We start from the raw sequence: 25,416 nt of genomic DNA, 5'->3' as shown, positions 1-25,416 counted from the left end.
GCTTCACGCGCCCGCGCCCGCCGTCCCCGCGCCCGCCGCGCCCGCCACTCCGGCCCGCGCCGCGAAGGCTCGCAGGATCTCCTCCCCCGCCGCCACGCCCCTCGCCTCCAGCGCGGTCACATGCGGCGCCGTCCAGCCCTCGTCGGCGAGCTCGCCGTGGCCCGGGCGCCAGGCCAGGTCGGCGGCCAGGAGGAGGTCGGCGTCCAGGAGGGAGTCCCCGGCGCCGAGCACCTCACGCGCGCCCGTACGGCGCGCCACCTCCGCCACCGCCGCGCTCTTGGTGAGCGGCTTCGGCACGGCGTAGATCTTGCGGCCCTGGAGCGAGACCGTCCAGCCGCGCTCCTCGGCCCAGGCGGCCAGCTCCTTCACGTAGCCCTCGGGCAGCAGGGCCCGCTCCACGACGAGATAGGCGAACAGGTCCTCGGCCACCCGATCCTTGAGCAGCCAGGCCGGATCCGCGGTGCGGACGAGATGGGCGCGGACCTCCTCCAGGGGCGCGGACGCGGCGGCGAGGCGGGCGCGCACGGACACCTGCCAGTCCGGGTCGGACTCGCCGTCGACCAGCAGATGCCCGCCGTTGGCGCAGATCGCGAAGCGGGGGGCGGGGCCGGGGAGGCGGATACGGCCGTACTGCTCGCGGGTGCGTGTCGTGGTCGGTACGAAGACGGCGCCACGGGCCAGCTCGGCCAGCAGCCCGGCCGCCGTCTCCGTCATGTACGACAGCGGCTGGTGGCCGTACACCTCGACGCACAGCAGGCGCGGCGCCTCCGCGTCCGGCATGCGGAGGCCGAGTGCGGCCGCGGAGTAGATCAGCGTGCGGTCGAGGTCGCTCGCGATCAGCACGGACGGCTGCTCGTGGCTCGTCATCAGGCGGTCACCGCCTTGCCGTCCGCGCCCGTCGCGCCGCGCGTGTAGCGGGGGTGGATCAGCCCGACGCACGAGTACGGCAGGCCGTCCACCTCCTCCACCGGCACCCCGCGCTGCTCGGCGAGCAGCCGCACATGGGCCAGGTCCGCGCCGGCGCCACGCGCCGCGAGGATCTTCCACGGGACGCGGCGCAGCAGCACGCGCGTCGTCTCGCCCACGCCCGGTTTGACGAGGTTCACGTCATGGATGCCGTACTCCTCGCTGATCCGCTCGACGGCCGCCCACCCCTCCCAGGTCGGGGTGCGGTCGGCGGCCGCGAGCTCCTTCGCGTCGGCGGCGACCTGGTCGGCGACCTCGTCGAAGCGGGCCGCGACGGTGTCGAGGAAGAGCCCGGAGACATCGGCGCCGGCCAGCTCCCGGTAGAACTTGCCGCCGTGGAAGTCATCGGGCCCGACCAGGTCGGCGCGGAGCACGGTGCGCGATATCAGCCCGGAGACGGTCGAGTTGAGGCAGGCGGAGGGGATGAGGAAGTCGTCGCGCGTGCCGTACGTATCGACGCAGCGGCCGGGGTCGGCGAGCACGGCGATCCGCGGGTCGAAGCCGGGGTACGGCCGCACGGCCTCCGCCAGCTCGCGGGTGATCGCGCCCTTGCCCGTCCAGCCGTCGACGAACACCACGTCGGCCGGGTCGTGACGGTCCGCCAGCCAGCGCAGCGCGGTGGTGTCGATGCCGCGGCCGCGCACGATGGAGATGGCGTAGTGCGGCAGGTCGAGCCCGTGTGCGTGGCGCGCCCAGCGGCGCATCAGCACGCCGACGGGGGTGCCGGCCCGGGCCAGCGAGACCAGGACGGGGCGCGGCGACCGCTCGGCCAGCACGGTCTCGGTGACCGCGCCGACGGCCCGCGCGATGCGCGCCGCCGAGGCGGTGAGCGCGGCCCGGAACAGCGCCTGGTACTCCTCGGTGGGCTGGTACTCGACGGGCAGCGACTCGGCGTAGTGCGCGCCGCCGCTCTGGATCGCCTCCTCGCGCTCCTCGGTGGGCGCCTCGAGCGTGACGTCGGAGAAGTCCTGGAGCAGCCAGCCGACCTCGTCGGGGGCGTACGAGGAGAACGCGGGGCCGCGCAGCGGCTCCGGCAGCGGCGGTTGTGCCATGGGGGGTGCCTGTCGCTCGGGAGTGTGGGTCTTGGGCGTGTAGGACGGTACGACGGCCAGCAGGAGGCGGTCGGTGTGCGTGGCGAGGCGGGCCAGCAGCCCGTCCGGGGCGTGCAGTTCGGGGGTGTCGGCGACCGAGTCGACGACGGCGACGATCGCGTCGAACCGGCGCTCCGGGTCGCCGCCGGGGGCGACGTTGTACGCGTAGCGCTCCCCCGGCCCGTCGGCGGGGGCGTCGTGCGCGGGGAAGGCGAGGCGGGTCCGGATCGCGTAGCCGGGGTCGTCCACGGCGAGCACGGGTGAGCGCGTGGTGGTCGAGTACCGCACCTCGGCCCCGGCCGGGCCGGTGGTCGCTCCGGTGGCCTGCGGAGTGTCCAGCGCCTCGGCGATCCGCAGCGGCGCGTACATCAGCTCCTCGAAGCCGAGGACGAGCACGCGCCGCGGCCCGCTGCCCAGCGCTGCCGCGATACGGGCCGCCATGCCCGGAAGCGCGGCCTCCAGCCGCTCCCGGTGGGCGGGGGTGAAGCCGTGCCGCCCGCCGTCGGGCACCCCCCGCGGCCAGCCGAGCTCGACGCGGACCGCCCCCGCATGCCCGGCGTGGCCGTCCGGCCCCGGCGCGGACCCGGACGCCTTGTCATGCCTCGGCGCGTGCGCCGGGTGAGGCGCAGCCGCGTGCCCCCGGCCAGGCGCGGCCGCAGGCGCGCGCGCTGGGCCGGGCGCAGCCGCGGGCGCGGGATCCGCGGCCCCAACCCCGGCGGCAGCCGCCTCGTGCTCCGCGACCAGCCGCCGGCCGCGCTCCAGGACCTCCGCCGGGAGCCTGACCGTGCCCGTCGCCGCCGCGATCAGGTCCACGCGCGCGCCGAGGTCGGCCGCGAACGCGTCCAGGCGGGCGCGGTCCTCGGGCGAGCGCATGTCGACCAGGGCCACCACCACGTACCGCTCGCGCGGGAAGCGCCGGTGGAGCGCGGCGATGGTGTTGAGCACCGTCCGGCCGGTCGAGAACTCGTCGTCGACGAGGACGAGCGGGCCGTCCGTGGCCAGCAGGTCCGGGTTCTCGGGGAGGAGGAGGTGGGACGTGGCGTGGCTGTGCTCCTCCTCGAAGCCGCCGACCGGGGCGACCCCCGCGACCGGGCGGCGGGTGGAGTGGAGGTAGGGGGCGAGGGCCAGGCCGTCGGCGACGCTGTGGCCCAGGCCCGTCGCGGTCTCCGCGTAGCCGAGCACGACCGCGCGCGCCGCGGCCTCGTCGCCCAACAGCTCGCGCACCCGGCGCCCGAGCCGTACGCCCGCGCCGTGGACGGCCCGCGGCCGCTGCGGCACGTGTTTGCCGAGCACGTTGGACACCAGCAGATGCGCGCGCTTGGGGTTGCGGCGCAGCGCGAGCCCCAGCAACTCGCGCAGTTCGTCGCCGCCTTCGAGCCCGACTCCCAGCCGGTCCGCGACCCACTGCCCCGACCACATCACGCCGTACGCCCCATCCGCCCCATCCGCTCCATCAACCCCGTCAGCCCGATCACTTACCCGTCACCCCGTCGTCCCGTCATCCCGTGCGCAACCCCGCCGCCAGCAGTTCCACAAAGCTGATGTCCTCCCGGGCCACGCCGAACACCTCGGCGCGCCGCAGCGTCCGCTCGGCCCAGGCGCGGTGCGGCTTCACCTCGTTCATCTTGTTGGTGTACGCCGAGCGCAGCACACCGCCCCCGCCGCGCTCCGGTTCGAGTATGTCCACGGCGTCGCTGTATTCCTCGTGGCTGACCACCGACAGCGCGTGCACGGGGGCGACATGCGTCGGGTGGATGCAGGTCTTGCCCTGAAGGCCGTTGGCGCGGTCGAGTTCGATCTCGCGCAGCAGCCCGTCCATGTCGTGCTCGATGAGGGCGTTGCGCAGCGACGACGCGGCGCGGCCGGTGAAGGGGCTGATCCGCAGCTGCGGCTTGAACATCCGCTCGTGGGGCTTGAAGTACTCCCACACCGGCCCGGTGACCGTGAAGCCGGTGCCGTCCGCGCGGCCCAGCATGTTGACCACGTCGGCGATGACGGAGGCGACCAGCTGTACGTCGTACGCCGTCATGTCGGGCGCCCGGCGCAGCCCGTAGGCCGAGCACAGGTCGGTGACGCCGAGGCGGAGCGCCAGAACCCGCTCGCGGTGCTTGTCGATGGTGCGGCCGATGCCGGCCAGGGTCTCGGTGCGGGTTTCCCGGTGCATCAGCTCCGGCGATTCGAGGACCGGCATCGCATACAGCCGCCGGCCGCCCAGCGCCTCGGCCGCCTCCGCCGCCTCATCGGATTCGGCCGAAATCAGCGCCTCGAGGAAGGGGACGCCGCGCTCCTCGGTGAACTTCGGCAGTACGAATCCGGACAGCAGCCGGACGGCGGGGCCGAGCCGGTGGACGAGATCGACGATCTGCTCGGGGGTCCGGACCCGGATGAACAGCAGCGGCAGGGAGAGGCGCGGGCCGCGCGCCGAGAGTTCGCCCAGCTGCCGTATGAGGTTCTCCTCGGCCTCGGGCACCTCGTTGTCATCGATGGAGTCCTCCAGGCAGAGCACCATGGAGGTCACGCCCTGACCTGCCTGTTTGGCGACGTCGTCGGCGAGGCGGGGGCGGGTTGCCGGGCAGTAGAGGGTGGCGCCGAGGGCGACGGCGAGCGTGTGCGCCGGGGAGTCCAGGGTGAACTCGCCGGGCTCCCGATGGAACAGATCTTTCCGTGCCTCGGCCGACAGGTGTCCAAAATGCCGCATAGCTCTCCCCGCATGCCGATGCCCGTGCTGGCCGTTCCGACCCAGGTAGTGGCCGATAATCGTACGTGCGGGGATGGGTCAAAAGTTCCCCAAGAGCGTGAAAATCACGTAACTCATATGCGTCCAGCCCGTGTCCGGGAGACCGCCCCGTCCCTCCCCTCTGCCCCTCCTCTGCCCCCTCTTCTTGGTTTTCCCGACTTCGCACCCACCCCTGCGTTGTCCCGGCGAGGCCCGGGAGGGCAGGATTGCGGCCATGACGCACGCGATGCTGAAGGGATCGAACATCCCGCTGGACGCCACCGCCGTACGGGCCGTGCTCCGCTGGACTCCCGGCGCGGACGTACCCGACGTGGATGCCTCGGCGCTGCTGCTGGGCGCGGACGACCGCGTGCGCTCGGACGAGGACTTCGTCTTCTACAACCAGCCACGGCACCCGTCCGGCCTGGTCCGGCATCTGCCCAAGAAGCGGGCGGCGGAGGGGCTGACGGACACCGTGGAGGCCGATCTGGCGGCCCTGGAGCCGGCCGTCCACCGGGTGGTGCTGGCCGCGTCCGCGGACGGCGGCACCTTCGGCCAGGTATCGGATCTGAGCCTGCTGCTGTACGACGCCGCGGGCGCGGCGGACGCGGAGCCGATCGCCAGGTTCGAGGTCGGGGCGGAGACCGGCCAGGAGACCGCGCTGCTCTGCGGCGAGCTCTACCGGCGCGGGGACTCCTGGAAGTTCCGCGCGCTCGGGCAGGGCTATGAGTCGGGGCTGGTCGGGCTGGCCACGGAGTACGGCATCTCGGTGGACGAGGGCGAGGGCGGCGGCGAGGACAGCGGCGAAGCCGGCGCCGCACTCGACCCGGGCATGGGCGCAGACGCCCCCACGAACGGAAACGAGGGCCGGCCGGAGTCCACGCCCGCCCCCGCGCCACCGCCCACCGTGGCCGCCAGGGACGGGATCGCTCACGCGGCGCCCCCCGGCCCCACCTTCGGGCAGGACTCCTGGGACGACTCACTGCTGACCCAGCCAATGGCGACGCCCACTCCGCTGCCGACCGGCTACGGCCCCATGCCACCCCCGCCGAGCGCCCCGCCGACCGCTCCGCCGCAGCCCCCGGCACAGCCCGGCACCGGCTACGGCTACCCGCAGCCGGCGGCGGCGTACGGCTACCCGCAACAGCCGGCGTACGGGTATCCGCAGCAGCCCGCGTACGGCTACCCGCAGCAGGTGCAGCGCACCGAGCCCATACCACCGCCCCCGCTGCCCGACCCCAACTTCACGCTGCCGCCGCAGGGGCCGCAGTTCCAGCACCGCTGAGCGGCCGGCGGGCCGGGCGCCCGGGGCACACCCCAGGCGCCCGGCCGCGCCGCTCCCGCTCTCAGCGGGCGGTCAGACCTTCTCCTTGTAGCCGCGGCCCCACTGGAGCCCCCACCCGTAGAGCCGGTCCAGCTCCGCCTGGAAGCCGTACACGTACTTCACCTCGCGGCGGACCACCATCTCGCCCTTCACGTTCTCGATCATCACCACGGCGCAGGAGCGGGCCTGCGGGGCGCGCTCATGGAGCTCGATCTCCACCCGCGGCCCGTTGCTCGGGTAGAGCGTCACCATGCCGTGGGTGCGGTCGAAGGCCGGGGTGCCGTCGTAGATGTAGACGAAGACGAGCAGCCGCTTGATGTCGTCCTTGTGGTCCATGTTGATGTAGATCGTCTCGCCGGACCCGGACCCGAACCGGTCGTCGCCGCTGAGCTTGATGTAGGGCGCCTCGTTGAGGTTGCCCAGGAAGTTGCCGAGCGGCTGGACCACGCCCTTGGCGCCGCTCTGCAGCTCGTACAGGCAGGCCAGGTCCAGGTCGACATTGACCATCGCGGACCCCTGGGCCTGCACCATATCCGGCTTGAACATCCGCAGCGGATGGCGCAGCGAGCCCCGCCCCGCCCGGTCGTTGAAGTCCGACGTGCGCATCCGCCAGGACAGGTTGATCCGCAGGTTGCCGCTGGCCGCGCCCTGCTTGGTCAGCGAGATGGTCTGGTGCCGCTTGGTCAGTGCGACCACCCCCGAGGCGGCCCCGCTCTCGAACTCGCGCCACGCGCCCCGTCCCCAGTTGTCCCAGAACGCCATCCTGTGCACCCCCACCAGTCAACTTCTCGATCGCCGGACTGCCCGCGGGGCGGGCCGGGAGACAGAACTCCCGGACCGCCCCGCTCAGAGCGTTCCTCAAACGGACCCGCGTCACACTCCGGAAGTGACTTCCGGCTTGCTCTCGGCGTCCGCTCCCTCCGCCTCCGCCTCCCGGCGGTTGCGCACCACCGAGGACCAGTACGAGGCGCCGATCAGGACCACACCGATCAGGCCGGTGATCACCTCGTTGATCTCGTACTTGATCGTGACGAGCAGGATGGCGGCCAGCGCACCGATGGCGTAGTGCGCGCCGTGCTCCAGGTAGACGTAGTCGTCCAGGGTGCCCCGACGGACGAGGTAGACGGTCAGCGACCGGATGTACATGGCGCCGATGCCCAGACCCAGCGCCATCTCGAAGATGTCGTTGGTGATCGCGAAGGCGCCGATGACGCCGTCGAAGGAGAACGACGCGTCGATGACCTCCAGGTAGAGGAAGAGGAAGAACGCGGCCTTGCCGGCCATGCCGACCACCGTGGCGCCCTGGCCCTTCTGGGCTCCGGCGGCGGCCTTCTCGGACTCGTCGCCGTCCTCGTCGTCATCTTCGTCTTCCTCGAGCTTGTCCTCGAAGTAGCCGGAGATGCCGCCGACGATCAGGTACGTGAGCAGACCGGCGACGCCGGCCAGCAGCACCGTCGCGCTCTTGTCACCGCCGCCGTGGGCCACGTCGGTGGCAAACGTCATGGCGGTCACGAGCAGCGCCAGCAGGGCGATGACGATCGAGAAGGTGTCCAGCTTGCCGAGCTTGGCCAGCGGCCGCTCCAGCCAGCCCAGCCACTTGATGTCGCGCTCCTCGAAGACGAAGTCGAGGAAGATCATCAGCAGGAACATCCCGCCGAAGGCGGCGATCGCCGGGTGCGCGGCGGTGACCAGGTGTTCGTACTTGTCCTTGTTGTTGATCGCCAGGTCGACGGCCTCCAGCGGCCCCATCTTCGCCGTGATCGCCACGATGATCACGGGGAAGACGAGGCGCATGCCGAAGACGGCGATCAGGATGCCGACGGTCAGGAAGATCTTCTGCCAGAAGGCGTTCATCTTGCGGAGGATGCCCGCGTTGATGACCGCGTTGTCGAAAGAGAGCGAAATCTCCAGGATCGAGAGGATCCCGACAATCGCGAGCCCCTTCCACCCCCAGAGGACGCCGGCCAGGGCCAGGCCGGCCGCCGTCACGGCGAACGACCAACCAAAGGTTTTGAGGAGCACTTCCTGTCCAATCCCTCTTCGTAAGGTCTCCCCCGCGCATGTTACGCGGTTTTACGAAACGTTGACCCCGAAGTCTAGAGCGATCCCGCGGAGGCCGGACGCGTACCCCTGCCCCACGGCCCGGAACTTCCACTCACCGCCATAGCGGTAAACCTCCCCGAAGATCATCGCCGTCTCGCTCGACGCGTCCTCCGAGAGGTCGTAGCGAGCGAGCTCGGCGCCGTCGGCCTGGTTCACCACGCGGATGAACGCATTGCTGACCTGCCCAAACGTCTGGCGCCTGGTGTCCGCGTCATAGATCGACACCGGGAAGACGATCTTGTCGACCTGTGCTGGTACCTTGGCGAGGTCGATCAGGATCGACTCGTCGTCGCCCTCGCCCTCACCGGTGAGGTTGTCGCCGGTGTGCTCGACCGAGCCCTCGGGGCTCTTCAGATTGTTGTAGAAGACGAAGTACTCGTCGCCGAGCACCCGCCCCGACTGGCACAGCAGCGCGCTGGCGTCGAGGTCGAACGGCGCTCCGGTGGTCGAGCGCGCGTCCCAGCCCAGGCCGACCATGACCTGGGTGAGATTCGGCGCGGCCTTGGTGAGGGAGACATTGCCCCCCTTGGCGAGGGTTACGCCCATGTTCCTGATTCCTCCCCGTAGTGTCGCAAAGAGCGCGTGAAGCGTATGGAGCGCGCGAGGCGCCCGGCTCGCGGACCGCGCGAGGAGCGCGGGCAGCGAGCGGGGCACACCGTGCGCATACGAAGCAGCACGCCCGGCGCCGCGCTCCTGCCGAGATGCAGGGACACGGCGCCGGACGCGCTGGCGGTGCGGTGCGTACGCAGGACGTACATACGCGGGTGGTGCTACGGGCCTGTCAGACGTTGACGCCGAAGTCCTGCGCGATGCCGCGCAGCCCCGAGGCGTACCCCTGGCCGATCGCCCGGAACTTCCACTCCGCCCCGTGCCGGTACAGCTCGCCGAAGACCATGGCGGTCTCGGTCGAGGCGTCCTCGGTCAGGTCGTAGCGCGCCAGCTCATTGCCATCGGCCTGGTTGACCACGCGGATGAACGCGTTACGGACCTGGCCGAAGCTCTGCTGGCGGTTCTCGGCGTCGTAGATCGACACCGGGAACACGATCTTGGCGACATCGGCCGGCACGCCGACCAGGTTGATCTTGATGACTTCGTCGTCGCCCTCGCCCTCACCGGTGAGGTTGTCACCGGTGTGCTCGACCGAGCCGTCGGGGCTCTTCAGGTTGTTGAAGAAGACAAAGTTCTGATCACTGGCGACCTTGCCCTCGGCGTTGGTCAGCAGGGCGCTGGCGTCGAGGTCGAAGTCGGTGCCGGTGGTGGTGCGGATGTCCCAGCCCAGGCCGACGGAGACGGCGGTCAGGTTAGGGGCTTCCTTGGTCAGCGAGACGTTGCCGCCCTTGCTGAGGCTGACTCCCACGAGTCCTCCCAAAAAGATTCGTCAGGAGCACTGCGTGCCCCTTCATTGCTATGCCGGGTGCCAGGGGCACCACCCGGACGCGGCCGGGGATGCCCGGGGATCCCACCAGGATCAACGCGTCGATCCTAGTGAGCGGTTCCCCTCGGTACAGGGTTTCGGGGCCTACAGGCTTTCCAGAGCCTTCACGTAGTCGTCGAGGTCCCGGGCGTCGGGGAGGCCGTTGACGACGGTCCAGCGGACCACGCCCTCCTTGTCGATCACGAAGGTGCCGCGCACCGCGCAGCCCTTCTCCTCGTCGAAGACGCCGTAGGCCCGGCTGGCCTCGCCATGCGGCCAGAAGTCCGACAGCAGCGGGTACTCAAGACCCTCCTGCTCGGCGAAGACCCGCAGCGAGAAGGGCGAGTCGTTGGAGACGGCGAGCAGCTGCACCTCGTCGTTGACGAACTTCGGCAGCTCGTCGCGGAGGGCGCACAGCTCACCGGTGCACACGCCGGTGAAGGCGAAGGGGTAGAAGAGGAGGACGACGTTCTTCTCACCCCGGAAGTCGGAGAGCCGGACCGACTCCCCGTGCTGGTTCCTCAGCTCAAAATCGGGGGCCTTCGCACCGACCTCTATCGCCATGGGTGGCATCCCTTCCCTGGATCATTGGCAGCTGGATTGACAGCCTGACTGGCTGGATTGGCTGGTTGACCGGGGTACACCCTACGCGCAGAGCCCCCCTCCGAACGGTGCGGAGGGGGGCTCTCGGCAGGGTGTCGCGGGGCCGTGCGCCGACGGCCCCGCGGGGCCGCTTCAGCGCTTGCCGGACTTGGCGGCCTTCGGGGTGACCAGACGGCTGCCCGTCCAGTCCTTGCCCGCATTGATGCTCTTGGTCGTGGACAGGCCGGCGGTGGTCGCGGCCTCGTTGATGTCGCTCGGCTCGACATAGCCGTCACGGCCGGTCTTGGGGGTCAGCAGCAAGACCGGTGCGCCGTCGTCGATCATCCCGATGGCGTCCACCAGCGCGTCCGTCAGGTCGCCGTCGTCCTCTCGGAACCACAGCACAACGGCGTCGGCCACATCGTCGTAGTCCTCGTCGACGAGCTCCTGGCCGGTGATCTCCTCGATGGCCTCGCGGAGCTCCTGGTCGACATCGTCGTCGTAGCCGATCTCCTGGACCACCTGATCGGGCTGGAAACCCAGCCTCACGGCAAGGTTGGTCCGCTCCTCCGCGTGGTCCGCGGTCGCGCTCACGGATTGCCTCCTGTCATCTTGCGTTCATTCCTCGAGTCGCTGTACGCCACGCGCGTACGCGGGGCTTGGGGCGTAGTCCACACGGGCCGGGCGGATCGCGCAAGTACCTGGCCAGCGATCCCGCCCAAACGTGGGGGGTCACCCCATACGGCGTTCAACGGAGTATGGGGGATGCCGCGGAGCACGGAGCGCCGCAACTCCCATCATGGACGAACAGCCGCGAGTGAGTCACATCACTCCAATACGCCCGGATTACCCGAGCGTATCGTCACGATACGCCGAGTACGCGCCCCAGGGCCGAACGGGCGTACGCGAACGCCGTCCGGGGTGAGCGTATGGTTGCGATTTGGCCGTCGCACCCCGACGCCCGCGCAGCGTACGTCTCACCACGTGATGGTTACCACTCGGTAGAGGTGACGTATCCCCTACCCGAGGTACACGATGGAGATCGGCGCGACACCAGCAGAGCACGAATCCATTGCGTGCACAGCACGACCGAAAAGCGAAGGAATAGCGTGGCTTCCGGATCCGATCGCAACCCGATCATCATTGGCGGCCTTCCCAGCCAGGTCCCGGACTTCGATCCTGAAGAGACCCAGGAGTGGCTCGACTCGCTCGACGCAGCTGTCGATGAGCGAGGCCGGGAACGTGCCCGCTACCTCATGCTCCGCCTGATCGAGCGCGCCCGCGAGAAGCGCGTCGCGGTGCCCGAGATGCGCAGCACGGACTACGTCAACACCATCGCGACCAAGGACGAGCCGTTCTTCCCCGGCAACGAGGAGATCGAGCGGAAGGTCCTGAACGCGACCCGTTGGAACGCGGCGGTGATGGTCTCCCGGGCCCAGCGTCCGGGCATCGGCGTCGGCGGCCATATCGCCACCTTCGCCTCCTCGGCCTCGCTGTACGACGTGGGCTTCAACCACTTCTTCCGCGGCAAGGACGGCGGCGACGGCGGCGACCAGATCTTCTTCCAGGGTCATGCCTCGCCCGGCATCTATGCCCGCGCCTTCCTCCTGGACCGGCTGAACGAGCAGCACCTGGACGCCTTCCGCCAGGAGAAGTCGAAGGCCGGCCACGGCCTGTCCAGCTACCCGCACCCGCGGTCGATGCCGGACTTCTGGGAGTTCCCGACGGTCTCCATGGGCCTCGGCCCGCTCGGGGCGATCTACCAGGCGCGGATGAACCGCTACATGGAGGCGCGCGGCATCGCCGACACCTCGGCCTCGCATGTGTGGGCGTTCCTGGGCGACGGCGAGATGGACGAGCCGGAGTCGCTCGGCCAGCTCTCCCTGGCCGCCCGAGAGGGCCTGGACAACCTGACCTTCGTCGTCAACTGCAACCTCCAGCGCCTCGACGGCCCGGTGCGCGGCAACGGCAAGATCATCCAGGAGCTGGAGTCGCAGTTCCGCGGCGCCGGCTGGAATGTGATCAAGCTGGTGTGGGACCGCACCTGGGACCCGCTGCTCGCGCAGGACCGCGACGGCATCCTGGTCAACAAGCTGAACACCACGCCCGACGGCCAGTTCCAGACGTACGCCACCGAGACCGGCTCGTACATCCGCGACCACTTCTTCGGCGACGACCAGCGGCTGCGCAGCATGGTCGAGCACATGACCGACGACCAGATTCTGCACCTGGGCCGCGGCGGCCACGACCACCGCAAGATCTACGCGGCGTACGCGGCGGCCAAGGCCCACAAGGGCCAGCCGACGGTGATCCTGGCCCAGACGGTCAAGGGCTGGACGCTCGGCCCGAACTTCGAGGGCCGCAACGCGACCCACCAGATGAAGAAGCTGACGGTCGACGACCTCAAGCGCTTCCGCGACCGGCTGCACCTGCCGATCCCCGACAAGGAGCTGGAGTCCGGCCTGCCGCCGTACTACCACCCGGGCCGGGACTCGGAGGAGATCCAGTACATGCACGACCGGCGCAAGTCGCTGGGCGGGTATGTGCCGACCCGCGTGGTGCGGGCCAAGCCGCTTCAGCTGCCGGGCGACAAGACGTACGCCTCGACCAAGAAGGGCAGCGGTCAGCAGCAGATCGCCACCACCATGGCGTTCGTGCGGCTGCTGAAGGACCTGATGCGGGACAAGGAGATCGGCAAGCGGTTCGTGCCGATCGCGCCCGACGAGTACCGCACCTTCGGCATGGACTCGCTGTTCCCGTCGGCGAAGATCTACTCCCCGCTGGGCCAGACCTACGAGTCCGTCGACCGCGAGCTGCTGCTGGCCTACAAGGAGACGCCGACCGGGCAGATGCTGCACGACGGCATCTCCGAGGCGGGCTGTACGGCCTCGCTGATCGCCGCGGGCTCGGCGTACGCCACCCACGGCGAGCCGCTGATCCCGGTGTACGTCTTCTACTCGATGTTCGGCTTCCAGCGCACCGGCGACCAGTTCTGGCAGATGGCCGACCAGCTCTCGCGCGGCTTTGTGCTGGGCGCGACCGCCGGCCGTACGACCCTGACCGGTGAGGGCCTCCAGCACGCGGACGGCCACTCGCAGCTGCTGGCCTCGACCAACCCGGCCGTCGTCGCGTACGACCCGGCGTTCGGCTTCGAGATCGCCCACATCGTGCAGGACGGTCTGCGCCGGATGTACGGCGAGGACAGTGAGGACGTCTTCTACTACCTCACCGTCTACAACGAGCCGATCCGGCACCCGGCCGAGCCCGCCGACGTGGACGGCGAGGGCATCCTCAAGGGCCTCTACCGCTACCAGCGGGGCGAGAAGGGCGCCATCCCGGCGCAGATCCTCGCCTCGGGCGTCGCCGTGCCGTGGGCGCTGGAGGCGCAGCGCGTCCTGGCCGACGAGTGGGATGTGAAGGCCGATGTGTGGTCGGCGACCTCCTGGAACGAGCTGCGGCGCGACGCGGTCGAGGCGGAGGAGCACAACCTGCTCCACCCCGAGGAGGAGCAGCGCGTCCCGTATGTGACGCGGAAGCTGGCCGACGCGGAGGGCCCGAAGGTGGCCGTGTCCGACTGGATGCGGGCCGTTCCGGACCAGATCGCGCGCTGGGTGCCCGGCACGTACCAGTCGCTGGGCGCCGACGGCTTCGGCTTCGCGGACACCCGCGGGGCGGCGCGCCGGTTCTTCCACATCGACGCGCAGTCGATCGTCCTCGCGGTGCTCACCGAGCTCGCGAAGGACGGCAAGATCGACCGCTCGGTGCTGAAGCAGGCGATCGACCGCTATCAGCTGCTCGACGTGGCCGCCGCCGACCCGGGCGCGGCCGGGGGCGACGCGTAACGGGACCGCGGTGACCGGCGAGTGAACCGAAGGGGCGCGGCCGCCCGCGCCGGAGGCGCTGATGTCACTGTGAAAGTGGAGAGCGCGCGGAGGCCCTGAGGCTGCCGTCACTATGCGGCTACCGCCGCGTGGAGGGCCGAGCACGGTCGACCGTCGACAGGGGGCACCCCCGGCCGAAGGCTGGGGGAGGCTGTAGCGCCCCTGGGGGGCACCTCCCAGCGGTAGCTGGGGGAGAACCGAGCCACGAAAAAGGGGCGCCGGGCAGGCTGAGTGCAGCCTGCCCGGCGCTTTGCCGTGTGCGGTCAGATGTGGGCCGCTCCCGCGCCCGCCTCCGCGTTCTCGCCGCGCTTGGTGAACGCCGCCACCACGGCCGCCAGGAGCGAGACGACGCCCGCGACGGTGAAGGCGACGCCCATCCCCGACACGAAGGTGTCATGCGCCACGCCGGTGATCTTCCCGACGAGCTCCGGCGGAGTGCCCGGGGCGAGCGGGGCCTTGCCCACCTCGACCGCCTGGGACGCCTGGTCCAGATCCTTCCCGGACAGCGGCGGCAGTCCGGCGCGCTGCCAGGAGCCGGGCAGGTCGTCGTCGACCTTGGCGGCCATGACCGCGCCGAGCGCGGCGGTGCCGATGCTGCCGCCGACCTGCATGGACGCCTGCTGGAGGCCGCCGGCGACGCCGGAGAGCTCGAGCGGCGCGTTGCCGACGATGACCTCGGTGGCGCCGACCATCACCGGGGCGAGGCCGAGGCCGAGGAGGCCGAACCACAGGGATGTCTCGAGGGTGGAGGAGTCCACGTCGAGGGTGGAGGCGCCGAACATCGCCGCGGAGGTGAGCAGCATGGCGACCACCAGCGGGATCCGTGGCCCGAGCTTGGTGATCAGCAGCCCGGCCAGCGGTGAGGCCACGATCATCATGGCGGTCAGCGGCAGCAGGTGCAGCCCGCTGTCGACCGGGCTCATGCCGTGCACGTTCTGAAGGTAGAAGGTGACGAAGAAGAGCCCGCCCATGAACCCGAAGGCCATCAGCACCATCAGCACGGTGCCGGCGGACAGCGGGACGGAGCGGAACATGCGCAGCGGCAGCAGCGGCTCGCTGCTGCGGGTCTCCCAGAACGCGAAGGCCGCGAAGCAGACCACGGCGAGCCCGAGGAACAGCAGCGTCCGGGAGTCGCCCCACTGCCATTCGCCGGCCTTGATCACGGCCCAGATCAGGCAGAACATCGCGCCGGACAGCAGCGCGATGCCGGGGATGTCGAAGGACTTGGGGGCGTTCTCGGCGCGGTGGTCCTTCAGGATCGCCAGTCCGAGGGCGAGGGCGAGGACGCCGACGGGCACGTTGATGTAGAACACGGACTGCCAGTTGACGTGCTCGACGAGCAGACCACCGACGATCGGTCCGCCCGCGGTGGACGCGCCGATCACCATGCCCCAGATGCCGATGGCCATGTTGAGCTTCTCGGCCGGGAAGGTGGCGCGCAGCAGGCCGAGCGCCGCGGGCATCAACAGGGCGCCGAACAGGCCCTGGAGCACGCGGAAGACCACCAGCAGGGTCACGCTGCCGGACAGGGCGATGGCCGCCGAGGAGGCGGCGAAGCCGACGACGCCGACGAGGAAGGTCTGGCGGTGGCCGAAGCGGTCACCGAGCTTGCCGGCCGTGATCAGCGAGACGGCGAGGGCGAGCAGATAGCCGTTGGTGATCCATTGGGCGTCGGCGAGCGAGGCGTCGAGGTCTTCGGCGATGGCGGGGTTGGCTATCGCGACGATCGTGCCGTCGAGGGCGACCATCGTCACGCCGACGGCGATCGTCAGCAGCGTTAGCCACGGGTGTCCCCGCAGCCCCTTCGGGGGATCGGGTATGGGAGGTTCCGGCGCCGCGTGGGCGACGGTGGTCTCAGACGTCATATCCGGAGGCTAGTGTCAGCCGCTGACAATTGACAAACAAGTTCATGATTCGGTAACTGCCAGGTTCCCCGCAGGTAGGGTGAGCAGCCCGATCGCGCCAGAAAGAGAGCCGACAGGTGACAACGGACCAGGCGGTGGCGCCACCACCGGCGGGACTCCGGGAACGCAAGAAGCAACGCACACGGGCCGCCCTGGTGCGCTCCGCCCTGGAGCTGTTCACCCGGAACGGATACGACCACACGACGGTCGACGAGATCGCGGACGCGGTCGATGTCTCCCAGCGCACGTTCTTCCGGTACTTCGCCAACAAGGAGGAAGTCGCCTTCGCCACCCAGGACGTGGCGGAGCGTCACTTCTTCGACGCCCTGGCCGGCCGGCCCGCCGAGGAGGCACCGCTCACCGCCCTGCGGGGCGCCGTCCAGACCTCCTGGAGCGCCGCCGGCGAGATCATCGCCGAGCTGGTCCCGCAGGACCTCCATATGCGCATGTACTGCGTGATCGAGTCGACCCCCGCCCTGCTGGCCGTCCATCTGCGCCGGACCGCCGAGCTGGAGGACCGGCTGGCCCGGGAGATCGCCCGCCGCGAGGGTCTTGGCGTCGACACGGACCCGCGGCCGCGCCTGGTGGTCGCGGCGTTCGGCGGGGCGATCCGGGTGGCCGGTCAGCTGTGGAACGAGGGCGAGGGCACCAGCATGGAGTCGCTGCGGGACCTCACCCTCTTCCATCTCGACCACCTCGGGGCGGCACTGGCCGAACCATGGGACAGATAACCCCAAAGACTGAATAAATCAGACAAAACGATCCGTCCGGATTCTCCTCAAACGTGAGAAGTGTCACGGCATTTGGCAGCCACCACCACGCTTCTCCTAGGGTGTCCCGCGGTGACTTCCTTCTCTGAGCTCGGCTCCCCCTCCCCCGGCTCCACCGCCTGGCGAGCACTCCTCGCCCTGGCGGTGGTGTTCGTCCTGCTCGCCACCACCGGCTGGACGGCCATGCGGAACCAGCGAGGGTCCGATGGCCCGCTGGCCGCGGAGCTGACCGCCTGGCGGAAGGGGCACCTCCCAGCGGTAGCCGGGGGAGGCAGCCTGGGCGGCCGCGCCCTGCCCGACCCCTCCGGCCCGCCGCGCCGCCTCGCCCGCTTCCTGGACTCGCTCACCGCGACCCAGCGCGATCGCCTGGCCCGCCGCTACCCGCTGGTCGTCGGCAATATGAACGGCGCGCCGGTGGAGCTGCGCTACCGCGCCAACCGGATCGCCCTCGCCCAGGCCCGCGACGCCGAGCGCAAGCGGATGCACGACGGCGGGCTCACCCCGCTCGGGCGGCAGGACGCGGGGCGCCGGATGCACCGCTACGAGGAGCTGCTGAGCGGCGGGCGGCAGATCCTCGCCTTCGACCCCACCGGCTCCGGGCGGGCCGCAGAGGTCTTCGGCGACCTGGAACACGCCGCGCGCGTCTCGGTCGTGGTGCCCGGCGTGGACACCGACATCCTGAGCTTCGAGAAGCCCGGGCGCGCCTACACCGCGGTGGCCGGCATGGCGCGCGCCCTCTACAACGCCGAGCGGGTCGTCGACCCCCGCGGGAAGAACGCCGTCATCGCCTGGGCCGACTACACCTCCCCCAGCGGCATCGGCATGGACGCGGCCACCGGCAGGCTCGCCGCCCAGGGCGCCCTGCGGCTGCGCGCGCTGGTCAACGGCCTGCCCGAGCTGACCCGCGTCTCGCTGATGTGCCACAGCTACGGATCGGTGGTGTGCGGGGTGGCCGCCCGCGACCTGGCGCCCAAGGTCACCGACATCGCGGTCGCCGGCAGCCCCGGGATGCGCGCCGATCACGCCTCCGACCTGGGCACCAGCGCCCGGGTGTGGGCGATGCGCGACTCCGGCGACTGGATTCAGGACATCCCGCACGTGGAGCTCGGCGGGCTCGGACACGGCGCGGACCCGGTCTCCTCCGGCTTCGGCGCCCGTGTCCTGTCCGCCGACGGGGCGCAGGGGCACGCCGGGTACTTCGTGCCGGGCACCACCAGCCTGGACAACTTCGCCCGGGTGGGGGTCGGCTCCCTCCGGTCCGTGAGCTGCGCGGACGGCGACAGCTGCCGGACCGGACTGAGCTGACCGCCCCGTCTGACGGCCCGAACCGCCCCATCCGACTGCCGGCACCGCTCCAGCTGACGGCTGGAACTTGAGCTGACGGCTGAAAATTAGCTGACGGCGCAAATTGATTTGACGCGCGTAACCTCCGAGGGGGGACGGGCGGGCCCCCGCCGCATACGATGAGCCGCATGGGTGATGTGCTGGCCGGTTTTCAGACCGTCTGGGAGTTCGACACCGACTCCGTGCTCATCCGCTTCGAACGGGGGATTCGTACGCCGAAGCTGCTTCAGGCGCTCGGCGAGCGTCGCGTCCCTTACGAGGCGCTGTCCGCGGTGGAGGTCACCCCCGGCAAGCGGGGGACCGTAGTGCTGCGCGCCGTGCCCAGACCCGGCGCCGACCCCTTGATGGACGCCGCCGACGGCCAGCTCAAGGACGGGGGCGACCCGTACCGCCTGGTGCTGCCCGCCGAGCGCGGCACGCTCGCGGAGTACTACGCCGAGGAGATACGCGCCGCCCTCGGCCCCGCGGCCGCCACCCCCGCCGAGTCCTATCTGGTCGCCGCGCCCGCGCCGCCGCTGTCGTTCAAGGCGTACGACGGCAAGGCGTCCTTCGACGGCAAGGCCGTCTCCTTCCGCTGGTTCTGGACCGGCGCCTCCTCGGCGAAGTGGAAGGTCGGGGACCAGCGCTTCCGGATCGACGACCTGTCGGGCGTCGAATGGCGCTCGCCGGAGTCCAAGGGGACCGGCGGCGGCTCCCCCAAGCAGGGGCGCAGCGGCTTTTTGCGGCTGCTGGAGCGCGGCGCGGAGGACGGGCGCCCGGCCGCGCCCGGCGGCGGCGCGGCGCGTACGGGGGCACGGGCGGGCGCGCGTGCCGGCGATGGCGCGGGTGCGGCGGGTGCGATGGGTTCGGAAGGGCCCGCGGTCGCGACGCGGCCCGACCACGACCCGGCCGCGGTCGTCTTCGGCCTCGGCTACGGGCTGGTCCATGAGTCGCTGCCGTTCGCCGCGGCGGTGCTGGAGGCCGTACAGGCCGCCACTCCGGACCCGGCCTCGGGCCTCACCCGCACGACGGCCCGGCCCGGCCGCCGCGACCCCGCCGACATCGCGGACCGCATCCGCCACCTCGGCGAGCTGCACACGGCGGGCCTGCTGACGGACGACGAGTTCAGCTCGAAGAAGGCCGAACTGCTGGCGGAGCTGTAGACACGGCCAAAGTCTCCGGCGCGGGCCTCGGACCTGATACCCCGGTATGACGTCCGGGCGCGCCGTCCCCCCTACGCTGTAGCCGCCATGTCCCAGCCCTCGCCCGCCCCCACGCCGTCCGCCGCCGCGCACGAGAGCCTGCTGTCAGTCACCCGGCGGCACCTGTCCGCCCTCGCCCGGGCGCTCGTGACGCCTTCGTACCCGGCGACCCCGCTGCTCGCGCGGTCGACCAGGCGCTGGCTGCGGCGGCTGCCGTACGCGGTCGCCGGGCTGCTCACCATCATCCTGATCCCGACCACCGCCCAGCTCCTCACCAGGGACTACGGCCTGAACGGCGGGCTGGCCAGCGTGCTGGCCGCCGCCCAGGCCGCGCCGCTGCTGCTGGCCGTCACCCGCCCGCTGCCCGCCTGGTGGATCGCCTTCATCGCCGACACCGTCGGCTCGCTGGCGGTGTTGGGCTACGCCGACCTCCCCGAGCGCAGCTGGCCGTGGCAGCCGCCCAACATCATCGGCTATCTCTTCCTCCTCCTCTTCCTCGCGCTGCGCGAGCCCCGCCACACCCTGATGGCGGTCTGGCTGGTCACCGGTGGCGTGGGCGTGTTCCTGGGGATTCCCGGCGCGAGGTACAGCGACGGCTCCAATGTGCTGATGTTCGTGCTCGGCGGCGTGGTGCTGCTGGTCGGCGGCGCGCTGCGGGAGCGCGGGGACGCGCAGCGGCGGCTGGCCGAGCAGGAGACGATCAGCGAGGCGGAGCGGGCCCGGCGCACCCTGCTGGAGGAGCGCGCCCGGATCGCGCGCGAGCTGCACGACGTGGTGGCGCACCACATGTCGGTGATCACGGTGCAGGCGGACAGCGCCCCGTACCGGATCGGCGGCCTGCCGCCCGAGGCGGAGCGGGAGTTCGGCACCATCGCGGCCACCGCCCGCGAGTCGCTCGCCGAGATGCGGCGGCTGCTGGGCGTGTTGCGCAGCGAGGACGCGCGCGGGGAGCGCGCGCCGCAGCCCGGTCTCGACCGGGTGCCACAGCTGGTCGAGGCGACCGTACGGGCGGGGATCCCCACCACGCTGTCGATCGCGAAGGACGTGGCCGCGCTCGGGCCGCTGCCGCAGGCGGTGGATCTGTCGGCGTACCGGATCGTGCAGGAGGCGCTCGCCAATGTGGTGCGGCACGCGCCGGGCGCCCCGACGAACGTGTCGATCCTGACCTCCGCGGACCGTACGGGGCTGACCGTGCTGGTCGTCAACGGCCCGGCGAGCGGCGCGCCGGGCCCGCCCCTGGAGACCACCGGCACCGGCCATGGCCTGGTCGGCATGCGCGAACGCGTCCGCCTGGTCGGCGGCACGCTGGACACCGGCCCGCTGCCCGACGGCGGCTTCCGCCTGGCGGCGCGGCTCCCGCTCGTCGAGGTGGCACAGCCCGCGAAGAACACCGCCGACGGCGCCGACGGCGCGGCCCCGGGAGCCACAGAAGCCATGGAAACCACGGAGAGCACAGCAGGCGCAGCGAGCGCGGGAAGGGATCCACTCGCCCCATGACCATCCGGGTGATCATCGTCGACGACCAGGCCATGGTGCGGGCGGGCTTCGCCGCGCTGCTCTCCGCGCAGAGCGACATCGACGTGGTCGGCGAGGCCCCCGACGGAAAGCAGGGGGTCGACGTCAGCCGCAGCACCCACCCGGACGTCGTCCTCATGGACGTCCGGATGCCCGAGATGGACGGCCTGGAGGCGGCCCGGCGGATACTCGACCCGCCGGCCGGCGTCGTCCACCGCCCGAAGGTGCTGATGCTCACCACCTTCGACGTCGACGACTATGTGTACGAGGCGCTGCGCGCGGGCGCCAGCGGCTTTCTGCTCAAGGACGCCCCGCCCGCCGATCTGATCTCGGCGGTGCGGGTCGTGGCCGCCGGGGAGGCGCTGCTCGCCCCCTCCGTCACCCGCCGCCTCATCGCCGACTTCGCCCGGCAGCGGCCCGCGCCGCGCAAGAACCTCGCCACGCGGCGCAGCGGGCTCACCCCGCGCGAGACCGAGGTGCTGGAGCTGATCGCGCGCGGGCTGTCCAACCAGGAGATAGCCGAGTCGCTGGTGCTCGCCGAACAGACCGTCAAGACGCACATCGGCCGGGTGCTCGCCAAGCTGGGGCTGCGCGACCGGGCCCAAGCGGTGATCTTCGCGTATGAGTCGGGCCTGGTGACGCCCGGTCAATAGCCCGCCGCCGACCCGCGCGTCACCCCGGGTAGGGGCTACACCCCCTACCCAGGTATGACCCCGGAGTTGGCTCCGGGGTGTGACGTTTCGCCACCCACCGCCTTCCTACGTTTCCCTCCGCCATCGAATGGACAGAGGGGGACGCGACCATGTCGCACACATCGGTCGGCAGGCACCGGGCCCGCAGCCTGATCACCGCCGCGCTCGTGGTCACCGTCATGGCGGGCACCGCCGGCTGGACCGTGGCCCATGAGCAGCAGGCCGTCACCGGACCGCCGCCCGGCACGGCCGCCTGGCGCGCGGACCACTCCCTGGGCCCCGGCGCCGCCGGCCGGCTGCCCGACCCGGCCACCGCCTCCCCCGCCGAGATCGCCCGGTTCTTCGCCGGGCTCACCGCGGCCCAGCAGCGGACCCTGGCGCTCCGTCACCCGCTGGTCGTCGGCAATCTCGACGGCGCGCCCGTGGCGCTGCGCTACACCGCCAACGCCCTCGCGATCAGGGCGGAGCGCGCCAAGGAGCGGGCCGCCGACCCCGAGAGCCCCCTCGTCGACCGCTACACCGGGCTCCTCGCCCCCGGCCGCCGGATCCTGGCCTTCGACCCGCGCGGCCGGGGCCAGGTGGCCGAGGTGTACGGGGACCTGACGACCGCTCAGCGCACCGCGGTCCTCGTCCCCGGCTCCGACACCGACCTGGGGAACTTCGACCGTACGGACCACCACCCGTACGGTTCCGCGGCCGGCATGGCCAGGTCGCTGCGCGCGGAGATGGCCCGGGAGGCGCCCGGGGTCCGTACGTCCGTCGTGGTCTGGGTCGGCTACACCACCCCGCTCGGCCTCGGCCCGGACGCCGCCACCGGCCGCCTCGCCAAGGCGGGCGTGCCCCGCCTCGACCGCTTCCTCGCCGGTCTCGCCGCGACCGCGGGCGAGTCGGCGCAGGCCCCGCCGGCCGTCTTCTGCCACAGCTACGGCTCGGTCGTGTGCGGGCTGGCCGCCTCCGGTCTCGGCCGCGCCGAGATCTCCGACCTGGTGGTGTTCGGCAGCCCCGGCGTACGCGCCGACGACGCCGCGGAGCTGGGCCCGGCCGCCCGGGTCTGGGCCACCCGCGACAGCTCCGACTGGGTCCGGCGGGTCACCGGCTTCGACTTCCTGGGCCTGGGCCACGGCCAGGACCCGACCGACCCGTCCTTCGGCGCGCGCGTGCTCTCCGCGGACCGGGCCCACGGCCACACGGGCTACTTCGCCCCCGGCACGGAGTCGCTCCGCAACTTCGCGCGGATCGCCCTCGGCCACTTCGCGGCGGTCCACTGCGCGGAGGGCACGGGCTACGACCGCGACTGCCGCCATGGCCTGGCGTAACGCGGCGACGCCGGTCTGAATAGGCCCGGACCGGCGTCGCGCTTTACCGTCGTGCGTTATTACGGCTTGTCGAAGGTCCAGACGGCGCGGTCGCCGGGGCCCACGACGAGGGTCGAGTTGCCGATCCGCTCCTCGTGCCGGTCGTCCACCGACGCGTTGAGCGACATCTGGATCTGCTTGAGACCCACCTTGTCGGCCGAAACCACGTCGTACTGGATCGTGGTCAGGCCGTCCTTGACGATGGCACCGCCCGGGACCTTCTTGATGTCCAGCCCACCGGCCTCGAACAGCGGCAGCTGCGTGTTGAGGTCGAGTTCGGTGACGGCGAAGCGGATACGGGTCAGGTCCCGCATCTGGTGGTCCTTGTAGGTGTCCGGCAGATAGCGCTGACGGGTGATGTCACCGGGGTAAGCCGCCGGACCGGTCTTGCTGCGCGGGTCGGCGAAGTACTCCTCCCGGTACTCCATCGCCCACGCGCCGAAGGCGTCATAGGGATAGTCGGCGACGGGGAACTGGACGCCGTCGAACCACGGCACCAGGACGCCGTCGCCGAAGTTACGCGACTGGAGGAATTCGTCCAGCTTGTCGAAGCCCTGATCCCGCAGCCTCTGGCTCACCTTCGCCAGGTCGCCGTCGTGCTCGGAGGAGTACGCGACCGAGGTGGAGCCGAAGTTGGCGTCCTGGCCCGGCAGGTCGCCGGTCCCGAACAGCTCGATGTAGGTCTGGCCGCCGTAGAGGTAACGGCCCTTCCAGGTGAGGTTACCGCTGCTCGTGGTGCGGACCTCGAAATTGGCGAAGTCCCGCAAAAAGTCCGAATTCTCGACGGCGTCGGCCGTCTCGCGGTCGACCACGCCATAGGAGTGGTTGTAATAGAGCAACTGCCCATCGGCCGACGACCGTCTCTCCGAGTCCCCCGCCGTCTTGGCACCGGCTTCGACGGTCCCGGTGAGGGCGACTCCGGCCACAACGGCGAGGCCGACAGTTGCTCGTAACATCCGACGAATAAACATGTCGGCGATCTTAGTGCGGCGGCGATCCCGAGCGGTAGATAGTTTTGCTATTCGTTGAATAACCCCGGTGACGAGGGGGCAGCACACAAGGCGAACAGTGGCCTGCGACACAAAAAGACAAAAGCGCCACGGGCGCCATGTCCGCTCTGCAATGCTTTTCCGGCGAGTTCCGGAAATTCATTACTCGCGGCTTTCAGGCCCGCTCCGACACCCGGCGGGCGTCGGCATAGATATCGATCTTGAAGTCGAGGACATGCAGGGTGTCCTGGAGCTCGGCGATCCGCTGCCGCACGCTCGCCCGGTGCGCGGTCAGCAGCTCCTCGCGCTCGCCGAAGGTGTGCTCGCCCTCGCGCACCAGCTCGGCGTAGCGGACCATGTCCGCGACCGGCATCCCGGTCAGCCGGAGCTTGCCGACGAGGCTGAGCCAGTCCAGGTCCTTGTTGCTGAAGCGGCGCTGGCCGGTGTGGGTGCGGTCCACATGCGGCATCAGCCCTATCCGCTCGTACCAGCGCAGGGTGTGCGCCGTCAGCCCGGTGTGGGCGACGACCTCGCTGATCGTGTAGCGGTCCTGTCCGGTGGGCCGGGGGTGGCCGACCGTCCCCGCGCATGCCTGCACCTTCACCGGCGCGCTCTCCAACACGGTCATGCCGTCTCGCCACCCTCTCGCAGTCGCTGATCCGTAAACCTTCACGACGTTCTCAACGCTATTGACTTGGAGTGCACTCCAAGCAAGCGCAGTTTTGGCGAATTCTTGGCCGGGTCCGCCCTTGGCTAGGCTCTGGGTCATGGAGAGCCTGCGGATGATCGAGAACTGGCCGGTACCCACGGCGGCCGCCGCCGTCGTGCGCGCGGACGGCACGGTGGCCGGATCATACGGCCCGGCCGACCGGCGCTTCCCGCTCGCCTCGGTCACCAAGCCGCTCGCCGCGTACGCCGCGCTGGTCGCCGTCGAGGAGGGCGCGGTGGAGCTGGACGAGCCGGCCGGGCCCGAGGGCTCCACGGTCCGCCATCTGCTCGCCCACACCTCCGGGCTCGCCTTCGACGAGCACCGCGCCGCCGCCGCGCCCGGCACCCGCCGGCTGTACTCCAACGCGGGGTTCGAGGTGCTCGGCGACCACATCGCCAAGGCCACGGACATCCCGTTCGCCGAGTATCTGCGCCAGGCGGTGCTGGAGCCGCTGGGCATGGCCTCGACCGAGCTGCCCGGCTCCCCCGCCAAGGACGGCGTCTCCACCACCGCCGACCTGGCCCGCTTCGCGGCCGAACTCCAGGCCCCGCGGCTGCTGGCCGCCCAGACGCTGGCCGAGGCCACCTCCGTCGCCTTCCCGGGCCTCGGCGGTGTGCTGCCGGGCTACGGACATCAGCGGCCCAACGACTGGGGGCTCGGCTTCGAGATACGCGACGGCAAGTCGCCGCACTGGACGGGCGCCTCGTCCTCGCCGCGCACGTTCGGGCATTTCGGCCAGTCCGGAACGTTCCTGTGGGTGGACCCGGAGGCGCGGGCGGCCTGTGCGGCCCTGACGGACCGCGCCTTCGGCCCCTGGGCCGTCGAGGTCTGGCCCGCGCTGACCGACGCGGTCCTCGCCGAGCTGCGCCCCTGACCCCGA

21 protein-coding genes are annotated in these 25,416 nt (G+C 71.1%); 9 read left to right on the top strand and 12 right to left on the bottom strand.

What is annotated here, in order from left to right; translation table 11 throughout:
- Positions 1-3: 3 nt before the first annotated feature.
- From ACH4S9_RS04585 to ACH4S9_RS04575, 3 genes are all read right to left on the bottom strand, one after another.
- On the bottom strand, positions 4-867 hold the full coding sequence (locus tag ACH4S9_RS04585) for an HAD family hydrolase (protein ID WP_398369773.1): 864 nt from the start codon (positions 865-867) through the stop codon (positions 4-6).
- Positions 867-3,476 carry a phosphoribosyltransferase gene (locus tag ACH4S9_RS04580; RefSeq protein ID WP_398370510.1) on the bottom strand — a complete coding sequence of 870 codons (2,610 nt, stop codon included), beginning with the start codon at positions 3,474-3,476 and terminating at the stop codon, positions 867-869. Before ACH4S9_RS04580 ends, ACH4S9_RS04585 begins: the two co-directional genes overlap by 1 nt.
- A 79-nt stretch (positions 3,477-3,555) precedes the next feature.
- A complete protein-coding gene (locus tag ACH4S9_RS04575; protein ID WP_385341833.1) occupies positions 3,556-4,755 on the bottom strand; it encodes an HpcH/HpaI aldolase/citrate lyase family protein in 1,200 nt (399 codons plus the stop codon).
- A 253-nt stretch (positions 4,756-5,008) separates the two neighbouring features.
- On the opposite strand from ACH4S9_RS04575, the gene ACH4S9_RS04570 reads away from it, so the two are divergent.
- Positions 5,009-6,058, top strand: coding sequence for a TerD family protein (locus tag ACH4S9_RS04570; RefSeq protein ID WP_398369770.1), 1,050 nt, complete (start codon positions 5,009-5,011; stop codon positions 6,056-6,058).
- A gap of 72 nt (positions 6,059-6,130) precedes the next feature.
- Here the strand turns inward: ACH4S9_RS04570 and ACH4S9_RS04565 are convergent, their stop codons facing one another.
- The 6 genes from ACH4S9_RS04565 to ACH4S9_RS04540 form a co-directional block, all read right to left on the bottom strand.
- Positions 6,131-6,859 carry a Tellurium resistance gene (locus tag ACH4S9_RS04565; RefSeq protein WP_311722938.1) on the bottom strand — a complete coding sequence of 243 codons (729 nt, stop codon included), beginning with the start codon at positions 6,857-6,859 and terminating at the stop codon, positions 6,131-6,133.
- Positions 6,860-6,970: 111 nt separating this feature from the next.
- A complete protein-coding gene (locus ACH4S9_RS04560; RefSeq protein WP_311722768.1) occupies positions 6,971-8,119 on the bottom strand; it encodes a DUF475 domain-containing protein in 1,149 nt (382 codons plus the stop codon).
- A 51-nt stretch (positions 8,120-8,170) separates the two neighbouring features.
- Positions 8,171-8,746, bottom strand: a complete 576-nt coding sequence (locus ACH4S9_RS04555; RefSeq protein WP_311722767.1) for a TerD family protein — start codon at positions 8,744-8,746, stop codon at positions 8,171-8,173.
- A 235-nt stretch (positions 8,747-8,981) separates the two neighbouring features.
- Complete coding sequence (locus ACH4S9_RS04550; protein ID WP_311722766.1) at positions 8,982-9,557, bottom strand: TerD family protein; 576 nt, start codon at positions 9,555-9,557, stop codon at positions 8,982-8,984.
- Positions 9,558-9,719: 162 nt separating this feature from the next.
- Positions 9,720-10,178: a peroxiredoxin gene (locus ACH4S9_RS04545; protein ID WP_311722765.1), complete on the bottom strand. Its 459-nt coding sequence runs from the start codon at positions 10,176-10,178 to the stop codon at positions 9,720-9,722.
- A gap of 171 nt (positions 10,179-10,349) precedes the next feature.
- Positions 10,350-10,790 (bottom strand): DUF3052 domain-containing protein, encoded by a 441-nt coding sequence (locus ACH4S9_RS04540; protein ID WP_311722764.1) that lies wholly within the window; start codon positions 10,788-10,790, stop codon positions 10,350-10,352.
- Positions 10,791-11,305: 515 nt separating this feature from the next.
- Here ACH4S9_RS04540 and aceE point away from each other — a divergent pair.
- On the top strand, positions 11,306-14,038 hold the full coding sequence (gene aceE, locus ACH4S9_RS04535; protein ID WP_311722763.1) for a pyruvate dehydrogenase (acetyl-transferring), homodimeric type: 2,733 nt from the start codon (positions 11,306-11,308) through the stop codon (positions 14,036-14,038).
- Between the two features lie 302 nt (positions 14,039-14,340).
- Here aceE and ACH4S9_RS04530 read toward each other — a convergent pair whose 3' ends face one another.
- The gene (locus ACH4S9_RS04530; protein ID WP_311722762.1) at positions 14,341-15,942 is read right to left on the bottom strand and encodes a DHA2 family efflux MFS transporter permease subunit; all 1,602 of its coding nucleotides are present in this window, start codon (positions 15,940-15,942) and stop codon (positions 14,341-14,343) included.
- Positions 15,943-16,058: 116 nt separating this feature from the next.
- On the opposite strand from ACH4S9_RS04530, the gene ACH4S9_RS04525 reads away from it, so the two are divergent.
- From ACH4S9_RS04525 to ACH4S9_RS04500, 6 genes are all read left to right on the top strand, one after another.
- A complete protein-coding gene (locus tag ACH4S9_RS04525) occupies positions 16,059-16,712 on the top strand; it encodes a TetR family transcriptional regulator (RefSeq protein WP_358848988.1) in 654 nt (217 codons plus the stop codon).
- A gap of 111 nt (positions 16,713-16,823) precedes the next feature.
- Positions 16,824-18,056 carry an alpha/beta hydrolase gene (locus ACH4S9_RS04520; RefSeq protein WP_398369765.1) on the top strand — a complete coding sequence of 411 codons (1,233 nt, stop codon included), beginning with the start codon at positions 16,824-16,826 and terminating at the stop codon, positions 18,054-18,056.
- A 167-nt stretch (positions 18,057-18,223) separates the two neighbouring features.
- Positions 18,224-19,237, top strand: coding sequence for a DUF4429 domain-containing protein (locus tag ACH4S9_RS04515; RefSeq protein WP_385351513.1), 1,014 nt, complete (start codon positions 18,224-18,226; stop codon positions 19,235-19,237).
- Between the two features lie 87 nt (positions 19,238-19,324).
- Entirely contained in the window at positions 19,325-20,773 is a 1,449-nt protein-coding gene (locus ACH4S9_RS04510; protein WP_398369762.1) for a sensor histidine kinase, read from the top strand.
- Complete coding sequence (locus ACH4S9_RS04505; protein WP_311722757.1) at positions 20,770-21,444, top strand: response regulator transcription factor; 675 nt, start codon at positions 20,770-20,772, stop codon at positions 21,442-21,444. The genes ACH4S9_RS04510 and ACH4S9_RS04505 overlap by 4 nt, the downstream gene beginning before the upstream one ends.
- Positions 21,445-21,593: 149 nt before the next feature.
- Positions 21,594-22,799, top strand: a complete 1,206-nt coding sequence (locus ACH4S9_RS04500) for an alpha/beta hydrolase (RefSeq protein WP_385351507.1) — start codon at positions 21,594-21,596, stop codon at positions 22,797-22,799.
- 59 nt (positions 22,800-22,858) lie between these two features.
- Here ACH4S9_RS04500 and ACH4S9_RS04495 read toward each other — a convergent pair whose 3' ends face one another.
- Together ACH4S9_RS04495 and ACH4S9_RS04490 are read right to left on the bottom strand one after the other, a co-directional pair.
- A complete protein-coding gene (locus ACH4S9_RS04495; protein WP_358848994.1) occupies positions 22,859-23,794 on the bottom strand; it encodes a DUF5829 family protein in 936 nt (311 codons plus the stop codon).
- Between the two features lie 208 nt (positions 23,795-24,002).
- Positions 24,003-24,455, bottom strand: a complete 453-nt coding sequence (locus ACH4S9_RS04490) for a MerR family transcriptional regulator (protein WP_311722754.1) — start codon at positions 24,453-24,455, stop codon at positions 24,003-24,005.
- Between the two features lie 139 nt (positions 24,456-24,594).
- On the opposite strand from ACH4S9_RS04490, the gene ACH4S9_RS04485 reads away from it, so the two are divergent.
- On the top strand, positions 24,595-25,410 hold the full coding sequence (locus tag ACH4S9_RS04485) for a serine hydrolase domain-containing protein (RefSeq protein WP_398369758.1): 816 nt from the start codon (positions 24,595-24,597) through the stop codon (positions 25,408-25,410).
- Positions 25,411-25,416: the final 6 nt, after the last annotated feature.

Origin of the sequence: Streptomyces sp. NPDC021225, assembly GCF_044332865.1 — a bacterium.
Classification (GTDB): domain Bacteria; phylum Actinomycetota; class Actinomycetes; order Streptomycetales; family Streptomycetaceae; genus Streptomyces.
The sequence above is the reverse complement of the archived record's forward strand: the minus strand, read 5'-3'. Positions and strand labels throughout refer to the sequence as shown.